The organism is Megasphaera sp. AF13-6AC (genome assembly GCF_027685385.1).
Lineage (GTDB): Bacteria > Bacillota > Negativicutes > Veillonellales > Megasphaeraceae > Megasphaera > Megasphaera micronuciformis.
In genome coordinates this window covers 1-16,337 of sequence record NZ_JAQCUN010000020.1, presented here as the reverse complement: position 1 = coordinate 16,337, position 16,337 = coordinate 1, and the positions used below count along the sequence as shown (strand labels likewise).

14 protein-coding genes and 1 other annotated feature are annotated in these 16,337 nt (G+C 46.2%); of the genes, 12 read left to right on the top strand and 2 right to left on the bottom strand.

Features of this window, described 5'->3' with window-relative positions; genetic code table 11:
* The 3 genes from PGX78_RS02375 to upp all read left to right on the top strand — a co-directional run.
* Window positions 1–142: Sua5 family C-terminal domain-containing protein (locus PGX78_RS02375; protein ID WP_333523835.1), on the top strand; the 142-nt coding region annotated here is incomplete at its 5' end.
* A 50-nt stretch (window positions 143–192) separates the two neighbouring features.
* Window positions 193–630 (top strand): ribose 5-phosphate isomerase B, encoded by a 438-nt coding sequence (gene rpiB / locus PGX78_RS02370; protein ID WP_040773538.1) that lies wholly within the window; start codon window positions 193–195, stop codon window positions 628–630.
* Between the two features lie 21 nt (window positions 631–651).
* Complete coding sequence (upp, locus tag PGX78_RS02365; protein WP_006941515.1) at window positions 652–1,275, top strand: uracil phosphoribosyltransferase; 624 nt, start codon at window positions 652–654, stop codon at window positions 1,273–1,275.
* 144 nt (window positions 1,276–1,419) lie between these two features.
* On the opposite strand, the gene PGX78_RS02360 is transcribed toward upp, so the two are convergent.
* Together PGX78_RS02360 and PGX78_RS02355 are read right to left on the bottom strand one after the other, a co-directional pair.
* The gene (locus PGX78_RS02360; RefSeq protein WP_270445233.1) at window positions 1,420–2,709 is read right to left on the bottom strand and encodes an O-acetylhomoserine aminocarboxypropyltransferase/cysteine synthase family protein; all 1,290 of its coding nucleotides are present in this window, start codon (window positions 2,707–2,709) and stop codon (window positions 1,420–1,422) included.
* 67 nt (window positions 2,710–2,776) lie between these two features.
* Window positions 2,777–3,020 (bottom strand) — a binding site (T-box leader).
* A gap of 157 nt (window positions 3,021–3,177) precedes the next feature.
* Window positions 3,178–5,352: a Tex family protein gene (locus PGX78_RS02355; protein ID WP_270445232.1), complete on the bottom strand. Its 2,175-nt coding sequence runs from the start codon at window positions 5,350–5,352 to the stop codon at window positions 3,178–3,180.
* Between the two features lie 206 nt (window positions 5,353–5,558).
* On the opposite strand from PGX78_RS02355, the gene PGX78_RS02350 reads away from it, so the two are divergent.
* The 9 genes from PGX78_RS02350 (at window position 5,559) to PGX78_RS02310 (ending at window position 16,330) form a co-directional block, all read left to right on the top strand.
* Window positions 5,559–5,972, top strand: coding sequence for a Fur family transcriptional regulator (locus tag PGX78_RS02350; RefSeq protein ID WP_040773532.1), 414 nt, complete (start codon window positions 5,559–5,561; stop codon window positions 5,970–5,972).
* Window positions 5,973–6,095: 123 nt separating this feature from the next.
* Entirely contained in the window at window positions 6,096–7,247 is a 1,152-nt protein-coding gene (locus PGX78_RS02345) for an exonuclease SbcCD subunit D (RefSeq protein WP_270445231.1), read from the top strand.
* Window positions 7,244–10,291: an AAA family ATPase gene (locus PGX78_RS02340; protein WP_270445230.1), complete on the top strand. Its 3,048-nt coding sequence runs from the start codon at window positions 7,244–7,246 to the stop codon at window positions 10,289–10,291. Before PGX78_RS02345 ends, PGX78_RS02340 begins: the two co-directional genes overlap by 4 nt.
* A 48-nt stretch (window positions 10,292–10,339) precedes the next feature.
* Window positions 10,340–10,708: a VOC family protein gene (locus PGX78_RS02335; RefSeq protein WP_040773529.1), complete on the top strand. Its 369-nt coding sequence runs from the start codon at window positions 10,340–10,342 to the stop codon at window positions 10,706–10,708.
* Window positions 10,709–11,437 carry a tRNA threonylcarbamoyladenosine dehydratase gene (locus tag PGX78_RS02330; protein ID WP_270445229.1) on the top strand — a complete coding sequence of 243 codons (729 nt, stop codon included), beginning with the start codon at window positions 10,709–10,711 and terminating at the stop codon, window positions 11,435–11,437.
* A 212-nt stretch (window positions 11,438–11,649) separates the two neighbouring features.
* Window positions 11,650–13,800: an anaerobic ribonucleoside-triphosphate reductase gene (gene nrdD, locus PGX78_RS02325; protein ID WP_270445228.1), complete on the top strand. Its 2,151-nt coding sequence runs from the start codon at window positions 11,650–11,652 to the stop codon at window positions 13,798–13,800.
* A gap of 18 nt (window positions 13,801–13,818) precedes the next feature.
* Window positions 13,819–14,322 (top strand): anaerobic ribonucleoside-triphosphate reductase activating protein, encoded by a 504-nt coding sequence (gene nrdG / locus PGX78_RS02320; protein ID WP_270445227.1) that lies wholly within the window; start codon window positions 13,819–13,821, stop codon window positions 14,320–14,322.
* Window positions 14,323–14,464: 142 nt separating this feature from the next.
* Window positions 14,465–15,124, top strand: a complete 660-nt coding sequence (locus tag PGX78_RS02315) for an HAD family hydrolase (protein WP_270445226.1) — start codon at window positions 14,465–14,467, stop codon at window positions 15,122–15,124.
* Between the two features lie 3 nt (window positions 15,125–15,127).
* Window positions 15,128–16,330 (top strand): multidrug effflux MFS transporter, encoded by a 1,203-nt coding sequence (locus PGX78_RS02310; RefSeq protein ID WP_270445225.1) that lies wholly within the window; start codon window positions 15,128–15,130, stop codon window positions 16,328–16,330.
* The last annotated feature ends 7 nt before the right edge of the window (window positions 16,331–16,337 follow it).

The window sequence follows — 16,337 nt, the reverse complement described above, 5'->3', positions numbered from 1 at the left end:
AGAATTATATCGAGGCCTGTTGTTTTTTGATGAGCATCCCGTCGATCTGATCGTTGCGGAAGGGGTAGAGACAGGCGGTATAGGTACGGCTGTTATGAATCGAATGAAAAAAGCGGCGGACGGAGATGTTATGACCGTGTAAATTTGTATAAATTCGTGTATAATAAACAGGGTTACGGAGGAGGCGACGGAATGAAATTGGTTATTGCAAGTGATCACGGCGGTTTTAGACTGAAGGAAGAAGTCAAAGCCCACTTAACGGAAAAAGGTATCGAGTTTACCGATTACGGAACTCATACGCCTGAACGGTGCGATTATCCTCTCATTGCCGAAAAAGCGGCTCGTGCAGTGGCGGACGGAACCTTTGATAAGGGCATTCTGGTTTGCGGAACGGGGATCGGCATCGGGATTGCAGCTAATAAGATTCACGGTATTCGTGCAGCCTTGTGCGGCGATACGTATTCAGCAGAATTTGCTCGACGCCATAACGATGCCAATATCTTGACCCTGGGTGAACGGGTTATCGGCCCGGGTTTGGCTAAGGCTATTGTCGATGTTTTTCTGAGCACCGGGTTTGACGGAGGTCGCCATGAAATTCGTGTCAATATGATTAAGGAATTAGATAAATAAGGAAGCGGAAGGAGTCTCATCATGGAAGTACAAGTAATGGATCACCCTCTTATTCAACATAAGGTAACCTTAATGCGCATGAAAGAAACGGGTTCGAAAGATTTTCGTGAATTACTGGAAGAAATTACAATGCTCATGGGCTATGAAATTACTCGTGATTTGACCTTGGAAGATGTAGCTATAGAAACACCTATAACAAAGATGACGGGAAAACAAATCAGCGGTAAGAAGTTGGGTATTGTTCCCGTATTGCGTGCCGGCTTGGGTATGGTACAGGGAATGTTGAATCTCATCCCGACGGCTAAGGTCGGTCATATCGGCTTATATCGAGATCCTCAGACGTTGGAACCGGTTGAATACTACTGTAAACTTCCTGATGTGGAAGGACGTGACTTCATTATTGTCGATCCCATGTTGGCTACCGGCGGCAGCGCTTCCGCAGCTATTACTCTCTTAAAGGAAAGGGGCATTCAACATATTAAGTTAATGTGCCTCGTTGCGGCACCTACGGGTGTTGAAAAAATTAACGCCGATCATCCGGATGTTAAGATTTTTGTAGCCGCTTTAGATGAAAAATTGAATGAACACGGGTATATCGTGCCCGGACTCGGCGATGCGGGTGACCGTATTTTCGGGACAAAATAAATCACAATAATAAAAATCTCCCTATAAGCCACACTTGGGCCTATAGGGAGATTTTCAGATGTGGCGGTAACGGTCGTGAATTGAATCGTAAAAGGGTCATTGCACTTACGTGCAATGACCCTTTTTGTATATCTCATATAATGTTTATACGGAAGCTAAGGCCTGTTCCAAGTCGGCAATCAAATCATCTACATTTTCGATACCTACGGATATACGAACCGTACCCGGCGTGATGCCGGCAGCTTCCTGAGCCTTGGCATCGAGCTGCTGGTGAGTCGTAGAAGAGGGGTGAATAAGCAAAGACTTGGAGTCGCCTACATTAGCCAAATTGGAGAAGATTTCCGTCTTATCGATGAAATCGCGACCGGCCTGATAGCCCCCCTTTAGTTCGAAGGAGAAAATGGAGCCTGCTCCCTTAGGAAAATATTTTTGAGCTAATTGGTAGTACGGAGAAGACGGTAAGGAGGGGTAGTTTACCTTGGCCACCTTATCGTGGTGTTCCAAGAAATCTGCAATTTTACGAGCATTTTCTACGTGGCGTTCTACGCGGAGCGATAAGGTTTCCGTTCCTTGCAGGAGTAACCAGGCGTTGAAAGGGCTGATTGCAGGACCGAGATCACGCAGACCCTTGGCACGAATACGTGTTACGAAGGGAGCGGTAGGAACGTCTTTGAAGAAGTTGATACCGTTATAGGATGCATCGGGAGAAGTAAGCTCAGGGAAACGACCCGAAGCGGCCCAATCAAAGGATGCGTTTTCGACAATGACACCGCCCAAGGTTGTACCGTGTCCGCCGATGAATTTAGTTGCCGAATGTAAGACGACGTCGGCACCGTGTTCAAGGGGACGGAAGAGGTACGGAGTAGCAAAGGTGTTGTCTACAAAGACAGGCAGCCCGTTTTCATGGGCAATGCGAGCAATTTCTTCGAAGTCGGGAATGTTAATAGCCGGGTTACCGAGGCTTTCAATGTAAACCAGCTTAGTCTTATCCGTAATTGCGGTTTTTAAGCTGTCCAACTCGTCGGGATTAAAGAAGCGTGTCGTAATGCCGATATGTTTGAATGTTTCCGTAAAGAGTTCTACCGTACCGCCGTAGAGGGTCGGAGCCGCCACGATTTCATCTCCGGCACCGGCTATATTGAGAACAGCCAAAGAAATAGCCGAAGAGCCGCTGGCCGTTGCCAAAGCGGCTGTACCGCCTTCCAGTGCGGCAATACGTTTTTCAAAGACTTCCTGAGTCGGGTTAGCCAAACGGGAATAAATGTAACCCGGCTGGCGGAGTGCGAATTGGTCTTCACCGTCTTGAGTATCCTTAAAAACATAAGAAGTTGTCTGATAAATGGGGACGGCGCGGGACCCTGTTACGGGATCGGGAACTTGGCCTGCATGTTGCTGTAACGTTTCGAATTTGTAATTTTTTGTTTGTTCGCTCATGTTTGTTTCCTCCATAGGTTTATAAAATAATGATAGTCAGTCGGGACCATAAAAAAACTTCCGCCCCATAAGGGACGGAAGTACCGTGTTACCACCCAATTTCACATATACCTCGCGATATATGCCTTTTCAAGTACGCAGGCACAAGGCCCTGAATACTCTAACACTGTAACGGGTGTTCCCGGGCAGCTTAATTATTCGGCTACCTGCTCAGAGGCCATCTTCCATGAAATATCATGTACTTCCTTGCACCGAAACGGAAGCTCTCTGTGACAGTCACTCTCATGTACTCTTCTCTTCATTGCACCTGTATTAATTTGATGACGTAAGTCTATCATGAGAAATTGATACTGTCAAATAAAAAAATGAAGAAATTTTGCAATTAAAAGAGAAGTTAAAAGCATGTAATGATTTATTCTTAATATATAAAGAAGGAATTTCCGGTTGTATGAATCAGTGACAGGGTCTTCAGTTTTTGACTTTTTCGAGAGCCTTTATTGATAGGGCGATACGATTTTTTTTAGCTTCAACGCCGATGATTTGTGCTTCTACAATATCACCGGTATGAAGGATATCCAAGGGGTGTTTAAAGGGACGAGTGCTCAGCTCGGAGCGGTGTATAAGTCCCGCCGTTTTCAAACCGAAGTCGACGAAGGCTCCGAAGTCAACAACGTTCTGCACCGTTCCTTTTACGACAGTCCCCACTTGAAGCTCGTCAAGAGACATGAGTTTTTTTCGCGTTAAAGGTTGAGGCAGATCGCTGCGAATATCGCGACCGGGTTTGCGAAGTTCGGAAATAATATCGCGTATAGTCGGTTCGCCGGCTTCAAGAAGGGGAGCCAATATGGCGGCATCACTTTCTTGAACTTTCTTTTTTAAATCATCTAGATGCATTTCGTCTTTCAAGTCGTGGAGACTGAATCCGTAATGAGCGGCAATCTTTTTTGTCAAATTATAGGATTCGGGATGTACGGAGGTATTATCCAGGGGGTCGGTGCCGTCTTTTATGCGTAAGAAGCCCGCACATTGAGTAAAGGTAGCGGCACCTAAGCGCGGGATTTTTTTCAGTTCTTTGCGACTGTGAAAGGGACCGTTGGTATTACGGTAAGCTACAATATTGCCTGCCGTGGCGGCTGTCAGTCCTGAAATATGTTGTAATAAGGCTTGAGAGGCTGTATTTAAATCAACACCCACTCGATTTACTACCGATTCAACAATGTCATCCAAGGCGGAAGTCAGCTTTTTCTGATTTACGTCATGTTGGTATTGGCCGACTCCGATGGACTTAGGGTCGATTTTTATGAATTCGGCCAAGGGGTCTTGGATACGCCGGGCAATGGATACGGCACCGCGGATGGTTACATCCAGGTCCGGAAGTTCGGCACGTGCCAAATCGGAGGCGGAGTATACGGAGGCCCCGGATTCATTGGTGATAATGTAGGAGCACGGAAGTTTTCTGTCACCAATCAGGGCAGATACAAATTGTTCCGTTTCATAAGAAGCTGTACCGTTGCCGATGGAGATGAGATTGACTCCGTAGGTCTTAATAAAACGGGTAAGCGTGTCGGCAGCCAGGCTTTTTTGTTTTTCCGAACCGGTGAGCATGCACGTACCGTAGTCAAGGACATTTCCTGTAGGATCGATGACGGCAGCTTTGCAACCGGTGCGGTATCCCGGGTCCAGACCGAGGATCGTTTGTTGCGTAAAGGGCGGTTGCATCAAAAGACTGCGTAGATTTTCGGAGAAAATCGTAATGGCCTGTTTTTCACCGCGTTCGAAGAGTTCGTTTCTTATTTCTCTTTCCAATTGCGGAAAAATAAGGCGCTTGTAGCTGTCGGTCGCCGCCGCTTTGAGTAAGCTCGTATACGGCGAAGGTCCGGTAATGAGTTGCCGGGATAAACGTTCTATATGGGCTTCATGGTCGGCTTGTAAACGTACTTTTAATATTTTCAGACTTTCTCCGCGGGTAACGGCAAGAATTCGATGGCTCGGCATGAGAGAAATTCGTTCGCTGTAGTCTTTATAAGTAGCAAAAGGACCGGCTTCGTCTTCATCAACAGTTAGGGAACACTCCAGTACGGCATGTTTCCAAAGGTCCTTGCGAATGGTTTGTCGGCAGTCGGCATTTTCCGACAGGGTTTCGGCAATAATATAAAGAGCTCCGTTAATCGCATCTTCTGTAGAAAGAACGGTATCGTTTACATAAGATGCGGCTACCCTTTCCGGCGACGGATCACGCTGATTTTGCCGTATCATTCTTTCTGCAAAGGGGGCCAAGCCCGCTTCACGAGCGGCTGAAGCCTTTGTTCGTTTTTTCGGTTTGTAAGGCAGGTATAGATCTTCTACTTCGCGAAGAAGAGTTGCTTTTTCCAAGGAACGAGACAGGTCTTGTGTCCAAAGCCCCTGTTCACGAATACTTTGCTCCACGGTTTTTTTGCGGTCGGCCAGGAGGCTTTCATATTCAAAACGTTCCTGTACGGCTCGCAACTGTACTTCATCCAAGGAGCCTGTCGCTTCTTTACGATAGCGTGCGATAAAGGGAATCGTGTTTTTTTCTTCCAGTAAATGGAGGGTTGCCTTTACCTGATGCGCCTTGATTTTCAAATCAGAGGCTATATTGTATATAATCCGGTCTTCTGTCATGGTAGACTCCTTTCTCGGCCTATTATGCGGAAAAACAAGGGCGGCGTCAATGAGATACGGTCTATGCAAGAAAATTAATAAAAAATTTCAATTACCCTATTGATTATTTCATTAATAACGGTTACAATTTAATAAAGAAAATTCTCTATCTGTAAAAGGAAAGAGCGTTTTTTACAGGTATCAACACAGAAGGGGGGGTGGCTATAGTGGATATTGCTGAAGTGTTACGGCAAAACGGATATAAAGTTACGCCGCAACGATTGGCTGTATATGCAGTAATCGAGCATAATCCGACGCATCCGAATGCGGAAGTCATTTACCGAGAGTTACAACCTCAGTATCCTTCCATGAGTTTGGCTACTGTATACAAGACGATGGAAATCTTTGCGAAAATCGGTGTTGTTAAAGTATTGCAATGCGGTGAAGATGCCCATCGTTACGATTATAATACAATGCCTCACGCACACATTCGCTGCACGTCGTGCAATCAAATTGCAGACGTGGACATTGACCAGGATGGTATGGCCAAGGCGGCGGCTGAGCAGACAGGTTATGTAGTCGACTCCGTCGGTGTAGCATTTACGGGATTATGTCCCCAATGCCGCAATAAAAAAGTATAGTATGAAGATGCCTTAAAAGCTGCGAGCGTGTCTCGCAGCTTTTTTCTGTCACTATATCTCGGCCTATTCAAGGGATATGCTATAATTGATTCACATTACATTGTAAGCGGAAAGGACTGTATTATGAAAATCATACATACGGCAGACTGGCATTTGGGGAAGATGTTCTACGGAGAATACTTAACGGATATGCAACGGCAGTTGCTGACCGAGCAGTTTTTACCGCTTGTCGAGTCTTATCATCCCCATGCGGTCGTCTTGGCAGGCGATGTTTATGATCGCAGTTTGCCTCCGGCGGAAGCGGTGGAATTATTCAGTCATGTAGTGACGAAAATTGTAGAAGACTTGAAGATTCCCTTTATCGTTATAGGCGGCAATCACGATAGTGGTAGACGTCTTGATTTCGCCGGTCCGTTATTAAAAAGAGAAGGTCTGTATATAGCCGGTGATCCCGTTCTTTCCGGAACTGTTGTGACATTGAGTGATTCGTACGGCCCCGTTGATTTCGTGCTCCTGCCTTATGCGGATCCGGCTAAAGTGCGGTTCTTGTATGGGGACACAACGATTCATGACCATGAAGAAGCTCTCTTAAAAATACGGGACGATGCGTGCAAACGACTTATACCCGGACGGAGAAGCGTAGCGGTAGGCCATGCTTTTTTAGCAGGAAGCACGGGTAGTGACTCGGAGCGTCCCTTGGCCGTAGGCGGCACCGATGCTGTAGGTGCCGATATATTTGAACCCTTTACGTATGCCGCATTGGGGCATTTGCACGGGCCTCAGAAAGCAGGAAGCGACACCGTCAGATATGCCGGCAGTCCTATGAAGTATTCTTTCAGTGAAGCCTCGCAGCAAAAAGGGGTTATCCTTGTTGAAATAGATGGAGACGGGCGCGTCAAGACGGATTTTCATCCCTTGGAAGCCTCTCGAGATGTACGGGTTATAACCGGATATTTCTCGGAAATTATGGGAGCGGCCGACGAGCATACGGATGATTATGTCATGTTACGGTTAAAGGATAAAGAGCCCATTCTCGACGCTATGGGAAAGGGACGACGTAAGTATCCCAATCTGATGGCAATGGAAATGCCTGAACGGGTTGTGGCCGAAACATCAGGCCAACGTTCGCACCTATTGAGGTCTTTCAGCGATATGGAGCTCTTTGTGTCTTTCGCTGAAGCTATGAGGCCCGATCAGCCTTTGTCGGAAGAGGAAAGGCGTCTTATTGAGAAGGTGTGGAAGGAACTGTATGATGAAGAAGGAGAGAGAGAATGAGACCGATTTACTTGGAAATGGATGCCTTCGGACCCTATGCGGGACGACAGGTCCTGGATTTTCGCTTACTCGGTGATAAGACTCTTTTCCTGATTTACGGACCTACCGGGGCTGGGAAGACGACGATTCTTGACGCCATAACCTATGCTCTTTACGGACATACGAGCGGCAATGAACGAACAGGAGCACATATGCGCAGTGAACATGCGACACCTGAAACGATGACGCGTGTGTCTTTTCGTTTTTCCGTGGGACAAAAATACTATCGCATTGAACGCAATCCCGAACAGGAAGTTGCTGCGAAAAACGGTACTATGAAGAGAGTCAAAGCGAAGACGGCTTTTTATGAAACGGATAAAGATGGGACGGATTTGCGGCTTATGGGAGTTAAAAAGCCGGAAGTTACGACGGCTGTAGAAACTCTTCTGGGATTTAAGTCCGAACAGTTTCGCCAAGTCGTCCTCTTACCGCAAGGCGATTTCAGAAAGCTCCTGTTGGCCAAGTCGGATGAACGGCAAAAGATTATGCAGACCCTGTTTCGCACTCAAAAATACGAGGATTTCCAAGAGCGTGTGAGGTCCAGGTATGATGCCTTGTCCAGTCGTCAGAAAGACGGAAATGCTGAAGTCGACCGCATTTTACACGATTTGGGCTTAAGCGAAGAAGCTCAGATAGAGGGCGAACGGGAAAAACGTACGGCCGATGTCGAAGCGGCTCGCCGTGAGGTAAAAGCGAGTGCCGATGACTTGGCGGTAAGACGGAAACAAGCTGAAACGGACCGACTCGTAGAATCTCATTTTGCAGCCTTGGAAAAGGCGGAATGTGAGTTAGAGACCTTGCAAGCCGGCAGCGAAGTTCAAAAAGAACGGGAAAAACAGTTGGATATTTTAAATAAAGCGGCTGTTTACGAACCGCAGTACAGGTCGTTGGCACAATGGGAGACGGAAGGGAAAGCACGCAAACGTCTTCTTGATGAAAAGGAAGCGGCTAACCTACGGGAAGAGGAAGAACTGAAGGAAAAACAGGCGCAACTTCAAGCCGTGGCAAAAAAGCAGGAAGAGAGGGATGCAAGTGAAAGGGAAGCCCTCGTATTGCGAAATTTATTGCCGAAGGTACAGGGGCTCGGACAGGCACAGGCGGAACTGGTTCGGGCCGAAAAGGCTTCTGCCGAAGCATCACGTGTGTTAAATGATGTCATTGCGGCTTATACTGCGTTGGATGAAGAAGAAGGTAGAATAAAAGCGGCAAGGGAAAAGTTGAAAACCGCACCGGAAGCGGCGGAGAAGGCTTCCGTCGTTGTACGGCAATGTGAGGAACGTGTCAAGACTGAACAGACGGCTCAGTCGCTTTTAAATGATATAAGAGTCTTGAAGGAGACCTGTCAGACGGCTCAAAGTGCCGTAGAGGCGGCGGAAAAAGCGGAAAAGAAAGCCGATTTGACAGTTAAGACCTTACAAATAGCCCGCCTTAGCGGACAAGCCGCCGTCTTGGCAAAGGAGTTGGAAGAAAATCATCCTTGTCCCGTATGCGGTTCTCTCCATCATCCGGCACCGGCAAGTGAAACGGGACAGATTCCTACAGAAGACGAAGTAACGGCGGCTGAAACGGTCTTGGCGACTGCTAAGGCGAAGCTGACAGACTCTCAAATGTATCGTTCACGCCAAGAGGCTTTTTTGAAAGCCAAGGAGGATGAGCATACTCGCTTGCGGGAAGAAGTTCCGGCAGACGGTGATATAGCAGTCTGGCTGGAGAAGGAACGGCAGGCGAAGGAAGAATACGAAGGATTGTGCAAGAAGGCGGCTGAGTACAAGTCGTTTACGGAAAGAATCGACGCGATTCAGAAAGAACGTCAAGCCGCCTTACTTCAGAAAGATGAGAAGACTCGTCTTTTCGATGAAGCCGAACGAAGTCGCATTGAAAAAAAGGTGATCGTTCAAAATTTGGAAAAAGATGTACCTCTTGAGTACCGTAACATAGAGAACGCAGAAAAACGATTGCGTGACATAGATGCGGCCGTTCAGGCTTATGACAAAGAAAAACGGGATTTGGAAGATCTCGTGCGCAACGTAGAGAAGCGTATCGCTACAAGTAGGGGTGAGATAGCGAACCTGTGTGGAGAAGTAGCACGTCTGCGTGAAAAGTACGGGGCGGAAAAAAAGGCGTTAACGGCAAAGGTTCTCGCCGACGGTTTCGCAAGCTGGGAAGATTGTCGGCTCATGCAGGCGTCAATCGGCCAACGAGATGAATTGAAAAGTCGTATTGACGAGTACAGTGCGGCAGTTCATCGTGTAGAAGGGCAGATAGCTGCGGAACGCAAGGAAACAGCAGGCAAGACACGGCCCGATTTAAAGGAACGCGAAAGAATATTGGCTGAAAAAGATGCGGCATATAAGGCTCTGGTCGCTGCGGCGGAACATGCAAAGGTCGTCTTGGAAAATATGGATAAGGCCATAGGGCAAATTCGGCAGTTGCGCAACGAGCAGAACGAGTTGCAGAAACAATTTGCCGCCGTCGGCGGTCTCTATGAGTTGACGTCGGGTAAGCAGAGCGGTATCAGTTTGGAACGGTATGTGTTGGGAGCTCTGCTTGATGAGGTTTTGACGGCAGCCAACTTGCGCCTTGCCATTATGAGTCGCCGACGCTATTCGTTACAACGTTCTACGACATGGGAAGACAAACGGGTAAAACAGATCGGTCTGGATATAGAGGTGTTTGATCAATATACGGGTTGTGCCAGGCCGGCCAATACCTTGTCGGGCGGTGAAAGCTTCCTGGCTTCTACCGCCTTGGCTCTGGGATTAGCCGATACGGTCCAGGCCTATGCCGGCGGTGTACGCCTTGATACAATTTTTATTGATGAAGGTTTCGGAACCTTGGACAGCGAAACATTGGATACGGTATTGAGCGTACTGAGTTCTCTGCAAGAAAGCGGTCGTTTAGTGGGGATTATTTCCCATGTATCCGAATTGCGGGAACGTATTACGACACGACTTCATGTCAATAAGACTAATAGGGGCAGTACAGCCGCTTTTGAAGTAAATTAGTAAGTAAGTTTTTGTATGGTATATATTGATATAAAAGGAGAAGATAAAATGCAATTTACATTTAAACACACAAACTTTAATGTTCTCGATTTACAGAGAAGTCTCGACTTTTATAAAGAAGCCTTGGGACTTACGGAGCAATCGCGAATTGACGGGGGAGATGAATTTACCATTGTCTATCTCGGTGACGGTATCAGCCCGTTCCAATTGGAGCTGACTTGGCTCAAAAAGAGAACGGAACCGTATAATCTCGGTGAAAACGAGTTTCATACGGCCTTTTCCGTAAGCGACATGGAAGGTGCTTTGAAAAAGCATAAAGAAATGGATTGTGTCGTTTATGAAAATCCGGATATGGGGATTTATTTTATTGTCGATCCTGACGGATATTGGCTGGAAATTGTGCCGGAGAATATGTAAATGAAAAAAGAATATACCGTGCGGACGGAAAAGCTGATCGGCTCTGACGGGGTCGCCGCCTTGGCGACGAAGTCCGTACTCGTATTCGGATTGGGCGGTGTGGGATCCTTTACAGTGGAAGCCCTCGTCCGAGCCGGCATCGGTAAACTCATTCTTGTCGATAAAGATGTCTTTGACGAATCGAATATCAATCGTCAGTTAGGAGCCCTGCCGTCGACTGTAGGCAGGGCCAAGGCGGAGGTTATGGCTGAACGGGTGAGGGCTGTCAATCCGGATATTTGTGTAGATGCACAAGTGCGGTTCTACTTACCCGAAGAAGATACCGACTTTATTAAAGATGTCAGCCCCGATTATATTGTTGATGCCGTCGATAATATGACGGCCAAGATTGCTATTGCGGAAAAGGCATATGCACTCGGCATCCCCCTTATTTCTTCCATGGGAGCCGGTAATAAGCTGCATCCCGAACTATTTGAACTTGACTATATCGAGAATACATCTGTCGATCCGTTGGCTAAAATTATGCGTAAAAAAATGAAGGAACGCGGTATTCGCAGACTGAAGGTCGTTTATTCCAAGGAAATTCCCGTGACACCGAAGGTGCCGGGAGATTCGATGCGAGTCAGCCCCGGCAGTATATCCTTTGTGCCCTCCGTTGCCGGTCTGATTATGGCCGGTGCCGTCGTCAGAGATCTTTTGGGTATAAAAAAGAATAAAGGTTACTTATAAAGAATTGATATATAAGAAACAACTCGCGTAACTGTGGGCATGACAGGCCTTTTTGACCGGGTAATTCTCATGATATGGTAGTTTTTAATTGACATCACCTACTAGAGGTAGTATTATACTTGTAGTCGTCAACACGACTTGAGTGGCATATATGGTATAGATAACCATCGGCCTGTAAATAAAACTACAGTATTTTGTATGGAGGATGTAAAATGTTGGAAGTTATCAAACGTGACGGTACTAAGGTTCCTTTTGACCGTAAGAAAATTGCGGTAGCTATTGAAAAGGCAATGAACAGCAGTAGCGGCATCTATGAAGACGGTCAGGCCGATCGCATCGCTAAAGAGATTGAAGATTATGCCAAAGAAATGCATAAGGAAATGACGATTTATGCCATTGAAGATCAGGTATATTATCGTCTTATTCAAGCAAATAACCCGGCTACGGCGAGAGCCTACGAAAACTATAAAACCATTCAGGCATTTAAACGGCAGACCAATACGACGGATACGGACGTATTCGGTTTGTTGGATAATACGAATTTTGATGTTTTGAATGAAAACTCCAATAAGAACGGCCATGTTGTTTCTACGCAACGGGACTTGATTGCCGGTGAAATCTCCAAGGATATTGCACGCCGCAAGTTGATTCCCGCCGACATCGTTCAGGCTCATGATAGCGGTGCTATTCACTTCCATGACATGGACTACATCATTCAGCCTATGTTCAACTGCTGCCTTATTAACCTGGAAGATATGTTGGCTAACGGTACGGTTATTAACGGAAAGAAAATCGATACGCCTCGGTCATTCCAGGTTGCTTGTACGGTTACGACGCAGATTATCGCTCAAGTGGCGAGCGGTCAGTACGGAGGTCAGTCTATTAACGGCATCGACCGTATTTTGGCACCTTATGTCCGTAAGTCCTTTAAGAAGTATTTGGAAGCGGTTGTAGAAGAGCAACGAGATGTATACGGCATCGAACCGGATATGGAAAAGGCTGAAGAAATTGCTTGGAAGCGCGTTAAAAAGGAAATTAAAGACGGCATTCAGACTATTCAGTATCAAATTAATACATTAATGACAACGAACGGACAGGCTCCCTTTGTTACGTTATTCATGTATTTTCAACCCGACTACGAATATGCCAAGGAAGCGGCTCTGATTGATGAAGAAATCTTGCGTCAGCGTATTCAGGGGATTAAAAATGAAGCCAATGTGTATGTTACGCCGGCTTTCCCGAAGTTGATTTATGTTTTGGACGAACACAATGCACGTAAAGGATCGCCTTACTATTATTTAACCGAGTTGGCTGCCGAATGTACGGCTAAAAGAATGTACCCCGATTATATTTCGGCGAAGAAAATGCGCGAAAGTTATGAAGGAAATGTATTCAGTCCTATGGGGTGCCGTTCCTTCCTCAGCCCGTGGAAAGATGAAGACGGTAATTACAAGTTTGACGGTCGTTTTAATATGGGTGTCGTATCTCTTAACTTGCCGCAAATCGGTATCTTGGCTGACGGAGATGAAGAAAAGTTTTTTCAAATTCTCCATAAGCGTTTGGAACTGTGCAAGAAGGCTTTATTGTTGCGCGTAGAATTGTTAAAGAAGATTACGTCCGATGTATCTCCCATTCACTGGCAATATGGAGCTATTTCCCGACTTAAACCGGGTGAATCGATAGAAAAGTTCATGTACGGCGGCTATGCAACCCTGTCCCTCGGCTATATCGGCATGTATGAAGCCACCTTGTTGACCAAGGGCGTTTCGCACACGTCTCCGGAAGGCAAACGGTTTGCTCACCGTATTATGGATGATTTGAACGAACATATTAAAAAGTGGCGTGAAGAAACGAATATCGGCTTCGCTTTGTACGGTACACCGGCAGAGAGCCTGACCCATCGCTTCTGCCAGAAAGATCGTTCCCGCTTCGGCAATATTAAAGATGTTACCGATAAGGGATACTATACGAACAGCTACCATGTAGACGTACGCGAACCCATTAATGTATTCGATAAATTTGCCTTTGAATCTGAATTTGAAGACAAGTCTACAGGCGGTTGCATCAGTTATGCCGAAATACCTAACATGACTCATAATGTCCCGGCTATTTTGACGATGATTGAATACATTTATGACCATATCAGCTACGGTGAATTCAATACGAAACTGGATTATTGTCATGAATGCGGTTTCGACGGTGAAATCGTGTTGAATGAAAATAATGAATGGGAATGCCCGCGTTGCCACAATACAGATAAAACCAAACTGACGGTTATTCGTCGTACATGCGGGTATTTAGGAGAAAATTTCTGGAATGAAGGCAGAACGCAGGAAATCAAGTCTCGCGTTATGCACATTTAAGCATTGAGAGGAGTCGCTATGCGATACGGACAGATACGGAAAATGGATATTGCCAACGGGCCCGGTATCAGAACTTCCGTTTTCGTAACCGGCTGTACCCATCATTGCTATAACTGCTTTAATGAAGAATATCAGAATCCTGAATTCGGCACCTTGTGGACGGATAAGGAAACTGACCAAGTTATTTCATACTTGAAAGAGCCGACTATATCGGGACTGACCCTTTTGGGGGGAGAACCGATGCAGAATACGGACGGGCTTATTCCCGTAATTCGGAGGGTGAGAGAAGCGGTTGATACGAATATATGGGTTTATTCCGGGTATGTTTATGATGAGCTTGTTAAGGACGAAGGCCGAAAGACCTTGTTGGAACTTTGTGATGTATTGGTAGACGGACCTTTTCAAGAAGCACTGAAAGATCCGGGGCTGTATTTTAGAGGCTCGTCGAACCAACGCATTATTAATGTAAAAGAGACGCAAAAACAAAAACAGGTCGTACTGTTATGGCCTGACGGGAGATAGAAACGGAGCCTTTCCGTTGCGGTTCGTAGTGGCAGATTCATCTGTGCCTACGGGCGGCATGGAAGGCTCTCTTTTTTTATATTGAAATCATGGGTCAGGTCTGTATAATAAATATACTATAAAAAAGGAGAGACGCTGTGGAGTGAGAAAACTGTTTATCTTCGATATGGACGGTACCCTTTTTGATACGGAACCCATATCGGCGCAAATTTGGAAAGAAGTGGCAAAAGAGAAAGGGTATACCATACCCGAAGGGGTATTGCAAGGCGTTATAGGCATGAGCTATGCCGGCGGAAAGGAAGTTTTTCTACAAGAAATAGGAGAAGATTTCCCTTTTGAATCTCTTTGTGCAGAGAAAATACGTCGCCAGAATGAGTGGTATAATACTCATTCCGTTCCCGTAAAGCCGGGTGTGAAAGAAATTTTAAACTATGCGAAAAGAAGGGGAATTCCTTGTGCCGTCGCATCGTCATCGCCGTTAATACAAATCGAAATATTGTTGAATAAGGCGGGATTACGTGAGTACTTTTCCCACTTACAGAGCGGGGAAAGCATTAAAAGGGGAAAACCGTATCCTGATATTTTTTTAGCCGTTTGCAAACATTTTGCTGTGAAGCCGCAGGATGCACTTGTCTTTGAAGATTCGGAAAACGGATTGAAGGCTGCTGAAACAGGCGGAATCCCTGCTATTCTGGTGCCCGATTTAGCCGTCATAGGTGAGTCTGTAGCTTATAAAGCTTTATATATTTGTGACTCGTTGATTGAAGCGGTACATTGCTTACAAGAAGAGGAGATTTTATAAGATATGACCGATAAAACTGTAATAGGTAAGAAAATCTCTCCCGTTGTTATCGTATTCCTGGGATTATTGGCTGCCATAGCTCCCTTGTCGACAGACATGTACCTACCGGCCTTACCGTCTATGACCGATAACTTTAATGTGTCGTCATCTATGGTGCAACTGACTTTGACAGGTTCCCTCGTAGGTATGGCTGTAGGACAGCTGTTTGCCGGACCTCTTAGCGATATTTTCGGCCGCAAACCGCCTTTAATTGCTTCTATGCTTATCTTTTCCCTGGCTACGGCAGGTTGTTTTTTATCAGACAGTATTTATCCCTTTTTGTGTTTTCGTTTGCTACAGGGGTTTTTCGGCGGTGCGGGAATTGTTATTGCCCGTGCCGTCGTGCGTGATATAGCGAGTGGACCCGAGTTGATGAAGTTGTTTTCCATGCTCATGTTGGTCAACGGTTTGGCGCCCGTTGCGGCTCCCGTCATAGGGGGGCAAATTTTGAGGTTCTTTTCGTGGCGAGGGGTTTTTGCACTGTTATTTATTATTGCAGTAGGCTTAACTGTCGGCTCGCTTATCTTTAAAGAAACTCTGAAGACGACGGGAAAAGGCGGGCTGAAAAAAAGTCTGATTATGTATAGGATTCTCATGAGGAATACATACTTTATGGGACATTGTATAATGCAATGCTTTGCATTTGCCGCATTTTTTGCCTATATTGCCGGATCTTCTTTTCTTTTTCAAAACGTGTACCACTTGTCGGCACAAGCGTATAGTTACCTTTTCGGTATTAACGGTATCGGCTTGTGGCTTACCGGGCTTCTCGTCAGTCGTTTGGCGGGCCATGCGGAGGATTGGAAAATTTTACGGTGTGCGTTGATACTGGCGTTTGCGGGAAGTATCGTATTATTTTTAGGCCTCTTTTTTCAAGTTTCGGTAGTGTTTATTGCCGTCGTATTGTTTGTCACCGTATCGACCCTTTCGGCTATGGGGGCATCCAGCTTTTCCCTGGCTATGGCGGCACACGGGAAAGCTGCGGGCGGGGCGGCAGCTCTTATCGGCTTCTTTTCTCTTGTTTCGGGAGGACTTATGGCTCCTCTTGTAGGCATTGCCGGTAGTTATACGGCTATGCCAATGGCTATTATTCTCGCTTTGGGAGAAGGCGGTGCTTTAGTTGCTTTTTACAAAACAATATATCCTCGGCACCGGTCTGAAGCGTAGGGACGCA